The organism is Actinophytocola sp. (genome assembly GCF_036378875.1).
Lineage (GTDB): Bacteria > Actinomycetota > Actinomycetes > Mycobacteriales > Pseudonocardiaceae > Actinophytocola.
Genome location: NZ_DASUVO010000175.1, coordinates 1 through 7410 on the forward strand (window position 1 = coordinate 1; position 7410 = coordinate 7410).

General features: G+C 68.9%; 7 protein-coding genes. 2 read left to right on the top strand and 5 right to left on the bottom strand.

The window, feature by feature from the left end:
* Nucleotides 1–1252: fibronectin type III domain-containing protein (locus VF106_RS49795; RefSeq protein ID WP_330847171.1), on the top strand; the 1252-nt coding region annotated here is incomplete at its 5' end.
* Here the strand turns inward: VF106_RS49795 and VF106_RS49800 are convergent.
* Nucleotides 1253–2188, bottom strand: a complete 936-nt coding sequence (locus tag VF106_RS49800) for a hypothetical protein (protein ID WP_330847173.1) — start codon at nt 2186–2188, stop codon at nt 1253–1255.
* A gap of 111 nt (nt 2189–2299) precedes the next feature.
* Between VF106_RS49800 and VF106_RS49805 the strand changes: the two genes are divergently transcribed.
* Nucleotides 2300–3508 (top strand): cytochrome P450, encoded by a 1209-nt coding sequence (locus VF106_RS49805; protein WP_330847174.1) that lies wholly within the window; start codon nt 2300–2302, stop codon nt 3506–3508.
* A gap of 32 nt (nt 3509–3540) precedes the next feature.
* Here the strand turns inward: VF106_RS49805 and VF106_RS49810 are convergent, their stop codons facing one another.
* From VF106_RS49810 to VF106_RS49825, 4 genes are all read right to left on the bottom strand, one after another.
* Nucleotides 3541–4320 carry an IclR family transcriptional regulator domain-containing protein gene (locus VF106_RS49810; RefSeq protein ID WP_330847175.1) on the bottom strand — a complete coding sequence of 260 codons (780 nt, stop codon included), beginning with the start codon at nt 4318–4320 and terminating at the stop codon, nt 3541–3543.
* Nucleotides 4317–5819 (bottom strand): 4-hydroxyphenylacetate 3-hydroxylase family protein, encoded by a 1503-nt coding sequence (locus tag VF106_RS49815; protein WP_330847178.1) that lies wholly within the window; start codon nt 5817–5819, stop codon nt 4317–4319. The genes VF106_RS49810 and VF106_RS49815 overlap by 4 nt, the downstream gene beginning before the upstream one ends.
* Nucleotides 5820–5821: 2 nt before the next feature.
* Nucleotides 5822–6361 (bottom strand): flavin reductase family protein, encoded by a 540-nt coding sequence (locus VF106_RS49820; RefSeq protein WP_330847176.1) that lies wholly within the window; start codon nt 6359–6361, stop codon nt 5822–5824.
* A 98-nt stretch (nt 6362–6459) separates the two neighbouring features.
* On the bottom strand, nt 6460–7410 hold a 951-nt coding region (locus VF106_RS49825; RefSeq protein WP_330847177.1), incomplete at its 5' end, for an aromatic ring-hydroxylating oxygenase subunit alpha.

Here is a 7410-nt window from a genome sequence, read left to right on the forward strand (position 1 = left end):
CCGGACCACGAACATGCTGGTCACCTATGACGCGCAGGGTGTTGTTCAGCAGAGCAAGGAGCTTCCGCCGGACAAGGGTGATCCGCGGTTGACTCGTGGTGAGGACGACCGCATCTACATCGACGGCGCCTCCGGCGAACACGTCGTGGTGGTGGACCGCGACGGCGGTATGACCAACGTTCCCATCGAGGCCGGGGCCGGCGGGGACAAGCCGGCCGCGCCGACCGGCGGCAAGGACCCGGACACTCCGGTCGCCAGACCCAGCGTCCCCAAGCTCCCGGCCACCCCGAAACCTCCGGTCACGCCTACGCCGCCGGTCACGCCAACGCCGCCGCCGAGCCCTCCCCCGACGCCGCCAACGCCACCGGTGGTGCCGCCGAGCCCGCCGGGCGCGCCCACGGTCGTCAACGCGACCGCCGGCGACGCCTCCGCCACCGTCAGCTGGGGCCCCGCGGCCGACAACCGCTCCGCGGTCACCAGCTACCAGATCACCTGGAACGGCGGCCAGACCACCGTGCCCGAAAACGCCCGCACCACAGTGGTTCCCGGCCTGGCCAACGGCACCACCTACACCTTCACCGTCACCGCGACCAACGGAGTCGGCACCGGCCCGGGCGCCGCGTCGAATCCCGTCACCCCGGTCGCACCGATCAGGCCGCCGAGCGAGCCAACGAACCTCACCGTCGACTACAACCCGGACACCAGAACCGCGGTGATGAACTGGGACCCGCCTGCCGACCTCGGCGGCGGCACGCTCGCGCACTACGTGATCAGTGTGACGGACCGGTCGGACGCGAACGTGCCCGGCGAAACCGCCACGATCAACGACATCGCGGGCACGGGCACAATCACGTTCGCGGTCCGGGCGGTCACTAACACCCCGTCGGGACAGCTCGTCGGCGCACGAGCCTCGACCGCCGAGGAAGTGCCGCCGGACAACGGAACCCCCGGCACGGTCGCGCTGTCCCGTGGCCAGGCGACCGAGCTGCACTGCGGGGAGAGCCCGGACTGCGCGTGGATGCACATCCAGCTGACCGGCATGCAGCCGAACGCGACGTACAGCCTGATGCCGGACTCCTCCAACCCGAACTACGGCAACCCAGGCGGCGACGTCACCACCGACGCGAACGGCAACGGGGTGACCGAACAGTTCGCCTACACCGGTGTCGGCCACACCGTATGGGTCACCGCGACGTCCCAAAGGGACGGTACGGTCACGCGGTCCAACGATCTGGTGTGGACCGACGGCTGACTACCGGAGGACCGTGGTGATCGGCGCCACGAACCGGGTGAGCGACGGTCCGTCCTCAATGGACGGCTCGCCGTACACCGCGGATCTGGCGACGACGACCGCACAGCGGCGCCCGGCGGCGATGCCCAGCAACGACGCCTGGTCCATGACCCTGCGTCGGGCCGCCGACGCGACCGTCTCGGCGGCTTCCTCGCTCTCCGCCTCGGCAAGGAACACCAGGAGGAAGTTGGCCCGGTCCCCCGGCGGTTCCGCGCGCACGCTCACACAGCGCCGCAGCCGCCGTCGTGCCGTCGCGGCCTCCGGGGTTTCGACGAGCCACACCGCGGGCACTTCCCGTTCCACCGCGACGTTGCTGACGTCGTACCGCCCGTCCGCCTCGATGGCCTCCGCGACACGCAGTGCCCGCTTCAGCAGATCGACGGCGCCGCGCACGGGTCCGCTGATCTCGACGAGCACGGGACCGGACGGCGTCTTCAACTCGTGGTATCCGCCCGAACCGCCCTCGCCCGTCGTGGCGTTCCTGAGGATGTCCGCGACCGCCGGTTCCGCACGGAGCACCGCCCCGGTCAGCACCTCGTCCGGCGCCAGCCCGACCCGCCGCGCGGCGTAGGAGACGAGCGAGGACACCACAGCCATGTCACGCCAGTCGATCCGGTCCAGCTCGATCGCCGACAGCGCCTCGAAAGCCGTCCGCGCCAGCGCGGGCGCCGAGGTTCGCAGGGCGGCGAGCACGCACCGGCGGGCGAAGGTCATGAGCGTGTAGAAGTCACCTGGGGTCAGCCGGGACCGCACCGCCGCGGGATCGTCGGCCTTTCCGTACTCCTCGACGAAGGCGGTGAGCGCCGCGTCCTGCGGTGCGTCGACCCACCGCCACAACGCGGCGGCGGAGCGGTCGTAGGCGATGTCCCGCAAGGGAGACCGGCGGGGGTACCTCACGCCGGCACCCTACACGCCGGAAAATCGCGCCGGAAATCTGTTCCAAGGATCAATGACCTGCGGCATGGTGGAAAGGATGACGCTCCCTGAAGGCACACAATGTCAGCAACCGTGGCCGGCGTATCACATCCACATCTCCCGTTCCTCAACGTTCTTGATCCGGATTTCGACTTCAACGCACCGGAGGTGGTCGAGGCACAGGAAAGGAGCTGGTGCGCGGAAACCCCGGTCGGCCTGCTCGTCCTGCGTTACGCCGACGCGCACGCGCTGTTGCGCGACCAGCGACTGGACCACAACGGCAAGCGCTACATGGAGATGAACGGCGTCACCGAGGGCCCGATCTACGACTGGTACGTCCCGATGATCTCCAACGTCGAAGGCGCCGACCACCGCCGGCTACGCGGCCTCGTGAGCAAGGCTTTCACGCCGCGAATGATCGAGAAACTGCGGCCGTTCATCCGGACAAAGGCCGAACAACTCACCGAGGAACTGGCCTCGGTCGCCGAATGCGAGTTCATCGAGGACTTCGGTAATCCACTGCCACTCGCGGTCATGTGCGAACTGCTCGGCGTGCCGCCGGAGGACTACGACACGTTCCGCGTCTGGACCGCGGACGTCGGCCTGGTGTTCAGCCTGGCACACGGCGGCGACATCGCGGCCCGCGTCGAGACCGCGGTCGTCGGGCTGGACGGTTACGTCGACTCCCTGATGGCGGACAAGAAGGCCGATCCGGGCGAGGACCTCATCTCCGCGTTGGTGATCGCCCAGCAGCGGGACGACACCGGGGTCACTCTGGCGGAGATACGCAACCTCATCGTCACGCTGGTGTTCGCGGCACACGACACGACCCGCCACCAGCTCGCCAACGCGATGGTCGCCTTCGCCGGTCACCCCGACCAGTGGCGCCTGCTGGGCAGCCGACCCGAGCTGACGGACCGGGCGGTGGAGGAGGTCATGCGCTGGCTTCCGTCCGCGCCAACGGTTTTCCGGTTCGCCGCACAGGACTTCGACCACGACGGCACACACATCACCAAGAACACGTTGGTCACGATGTGCGTGGCCGCGGCACGACGCGACCCCCGCGTCTTCCACGACGGCGCCACGTTCGACATCACCGCGACCCGGGAGGCACCACCCCTCCAGTTCGGCGCGGGACCGCACCACTGCCTCGGCGCCGCGCTCGCGAGAGCCGAAGTGGGCGAGGCCCTACCCGTCCTGGCCGGACGGCTCGGACCGCCGGTTGTCGCCGGCCCACTCACCTGGCGCCCACCCATCGGCATCCACGGCCCGACAGCACTCCCCCTGCGCTGGATGTCCTGAAGAGCCCCGCCGGCGCGATGAAGGAGCCTTCATCACGTGGCTGAGCGCCGCAGTACGAAACCGTGGTACTCGGCGCCCAGCGCGGCGCTGATCTCGTCCGCCGCGGACATCAAAGCCGGCACGTGCTCCCACTTGATCACCGACATGTCCACTGTGGACGGCACGGACATGCCCAGTGCCGCCACGACCCATCCGGCGCTGTCGCGTACCGGCGCCGAGAACGACCGCACGCCTTCCTCGTACTCCTGGTCCACCAGCGCCCACCCGCGCTCGCGCACGTCGGTGACGATCTGACCCAGCCGCACGGGGTCGGTCACCGTCCAGGGGGTCAGCTTTGGGAACGGGCCGGTCAGCGACATGTTTCGGTGCCCGGCGAGCAGAACGCGTCCGGCCGCCGTCGCGAAGGCCGGCATTCGGGAGGACGTCAGCAGAGGCAACCCGCCGCGCGCCGGCACCCGGTGCAGGAACACCGCGTCCTCCTCGTCGAGGACCAGCAGCGAGCACGTGTGCCCGACGGCCTCGGCCGCCCTCGCCATCGGGCCCTGTGCCGACTCGGTCAGGTTCAGCGACGACGTGAACGCGTGGCCCAGTGCCAGTACGCGCGGGGTCAGGGAGTAGGCCCGGCCCTCGGAACGCACGTAGCCGAGCCGCTCCAGCGTGAGTACGAGGCGCCGCACGGTCGGGCGGGTCAGGCCGGTCGCCTCCGTCAGCTGCGCCAGGGTGAGCAACGGTTTGCGCGCCGCGAACGCCAGGATCACGGACAGCCCCCGTTCGAGGGACTGCACATAGTCCTTGTCCCCCGGGGCCTTCACGGGCTGGCCAGGTCGGGAACGGTCCAGCCGTGGAGGTCGTACTCGGCCATGCACTGTTCGGCGAAGCCCGTCATCTCCTCGGCGAGGCCGGAGTTCTGCGCGGCGTACAGCACCTCGGCTCGCACCGCCTCGTGGTTGCCCGAGTAGTTCCGCTCGTACAGCTCGTGCCGCCCGCCGAACTCGGTGCCCACGGAGTCCCAGATCAGCTTCATGAGCTTCACGCGCGCGACCGAGTCGACGCCGTTGGAGCCGCGCATGTACTGGTCCAGGTACGGCCGGAGCTCCGGGGTGTCGAAGTCCTTCGCGTGTGAGTTCAGGTAGATCAGCCCGGAACCGAGGTCCTGCATGATGATCTCGCGGACGCGTGGGTAGCCGAGCGTCATGAACCAGCGGTACGCCAACCCGTAGTCCAGGTGCGGCAGCACCGCGCCGTCGATCCACTCGTCGGGGTGGTGCGCCATCGCGTCGGTGATCGCCCAGAACATGTTGCGCCACGCGATGACCTCGCCGACGCGGGACTGGATGCCGCGGAAGTCCTTGGTACCGGTGGTTTCCACGCCCTTCATCAGCAGGCCGGCGAGGAAGTCGAGCTTGACCGCGAGCCGTGTGCAGCCGTGGAAGGTGAAACGGTGCAGGAAACCGGAACCGGGGAAGAACGTGCTCGCCTTCTCCGCGTCGCCGTAGATGAACACGTTCTCCCACGGGATCTTCACGCGGTCGAGGATGAAGATCGTGTCGTTCTCGTCGAACCGGCTGGACAGCGGGAAGTCGAACGGGCTGTCCGATGCGTTCATCGCGTAGGAGTGGCGGCAGATCAGCTTCATGCCGGGCACGCCCATCGGCACGGTGCACACGAGCGCGAACTCCCGCTTCTTGATCGGCAGCCCGTAGTGGGCGATGAAGTTGTAGTGCGTGATCGCCGATCCGGTCGCGACCACCTTGGCGCCACTGACGATCAGGCCGTCGTCGCGTTCCTCCTCGACGTGCACGAACACGTCCCGCACTTCGTCGGGCGGCCGGTCGCGGTCCACCGGCGGGTTGATGATCGCGTGGTTCCAGTAGAGGAGCTTCTCCTGCGACTCGGCGTACCACCGCCGCGCGTTGTCGGCGTAGGGCTCGTAGAAGTCGGCGTTCGCGCCGAGCGTGCCGAGGAACGCGGCCTTGTAGTCCGGGCTGCGGCCGAGCCAGCCGTACGTCATCCGTGCCCACTCGGCGATCGCGTCCCGGTCGGCCACGAGGTCCGCCGCGGAGTGCGGGGTGCGGAAGAACGGGTGGGTGATCCCGTCGCTGCCGGTGTCGGTCGGCGCGGTGACCACGTCCCGCCGCGCGGGGTCGTGCAGCGAGTCGTACAGCCGGGCGGTCATCCGCACCACGTTGCGGAACGCGGGATGCGTGGTGACGTCGGTGACCTTGTCGCCGTACAGCCAGATCTCCCGGCCGTCCCGCAGGCTTTCGACGTACTCCTCGCCTGTCATGGGCTTTGTGGTCGTTCCCGTCATGGTCACGACGACCTCCTTGGGGTGGGCGCCGGCAGCCAGCCGGCATCGGGGTCGTCCAGCGATCCGAGCCAGGGCGCGACCTCGAACGGCCTGCCGAGCGGGTGGAACGCGCCGCGGTAGAAGACCAACGGTTCGCCGCCGTGATGCTCGAACTTGGTGACCTCACCGAGGAACAGCACATGGTCGCCGCCGTCGTAGTCACGCCACGGCGCACAGGTGAGGTAGGCGAGTGCGCCGGCGAGCCGCTCGGTGCCCGGCACCCACTCCACGCCGTCGAGCGACGGCCTGCCGGCGAAGTGGCGGGCGAGGTCGTCCTGCCGGCGGCGCAGCACGTTGATCGTGAACGGGGCGCCGTCGAGGTACCGGCAGGCCTTGGTGTGCCGGCCGAGCGCGACCAGCACGAGCGGCGGGTCGAGCGACACGGCCGTGAACGAGTTGACCGTGGCCCCGTGTGGCTCGCCGTCCGCCAGACAGGTCACGACCGTCACCCCGGTCGCGAAATGACCAAGGCAGTTCCGCAGTTCCCGCGACTCGATCGCCATCGAAGGCCCCGTGTTCGCAAAGCGTACGACTCTGTCGCTATCCGGTTAACACGTTTGTCCGCGGCGCGCCTCCTGTCAAGGCACGGTTTCCAAGATATCTAGACCAGCTGGCTCGTGACCCACTCGTGGAAGGCGGCGATGTGGTGCTCGCTCGGTACGAGGACGCCGCCGCGGGCGTAGACGCGGGACGACATGGCCGGTTGGCAGCGTTCGCACGCGTCGAAGTCCTGTTGGTTGACGCGGTGGAAGAGTTCCACCGAGCGCGAGACGTCCTTGCCCGTCGCCACGACTTCCTTGCTGTAGAGCCAGTCGCACTCGACGATCGTGCGGTCGGGGGCGACCGGGTACATGCGGTGGAAGATCACGTGGTCTGGCACCAGGTTGATGAACACCTGCGGGTTCACGGTGATCGCGTAGTAGCGGCGGTCCTGGTCCGCTGAGAGGTGTTCGAGCTTGCCGAAACCCTCGCTGCCGTCGACCGTGAAGCCCTGCGCGTCGGGGGCGAACTCGGCGCCGTGGCCGACGTAGTACTGCGCGGCGTAGCCGTCGGCGAACTCCGGCAGCACCTCGGTGAGCTCGGGGTGGATCGTCGCGCAGTGGTAGCACTCCATGAAGTTCTCGACGATCAGCTTCCAGTTCGCCTTGACGTCGTAGACGATCCGGCGGCCGACGGCCAGCTCGTCGACCTCCCAGCGGTCGATCAGCGCCGGGTCGCCGAGTCGGTCGGTGGCCGCGCCGACCACGGTGTCCTCGAAGGACGGTGGGTCGTCGGCCAGGCACACCCACGCGTAGCCCAGCCACTCCCGGATGTGCACGTTCACCAGGCCGTACTCGACGCGGTCGATGTCCGGCATCTTGGTCAGGTTGGGCGCGGCGATCAGCTTGCCGTCCAGGCCGTACGTCCAGGCGTGGTACGGGCACTGGAAGCTGCGCTTGACCTCGCCGCTCTCCTCGGTGCACAGCTTCGCGCCCCGGTGGCGGCAGATGTTCAGGAACGCCCGCAGCGCACCCCCGCGGCCACGGGCGATCAGGACGCTCTCCCGCCCGAC

Excerpts from the sequence above, each read along its gene's own strand:
- VF106_RS49815 (WP_330847178.1), bottom strand. The coding sequence starts at position 5,819 with ATGACGGGAACGACCACAAAGCCCATGACAGGCGAGGAGTACGTCGAA.
- VF106_RS49820 (WP_330847176.1), bottom strand. The coding sequence starts at position 6,361 with ATGGCGATCGAGTCGCGGGAACTGCGGAACTGCCTTGGTCATTTCGCG.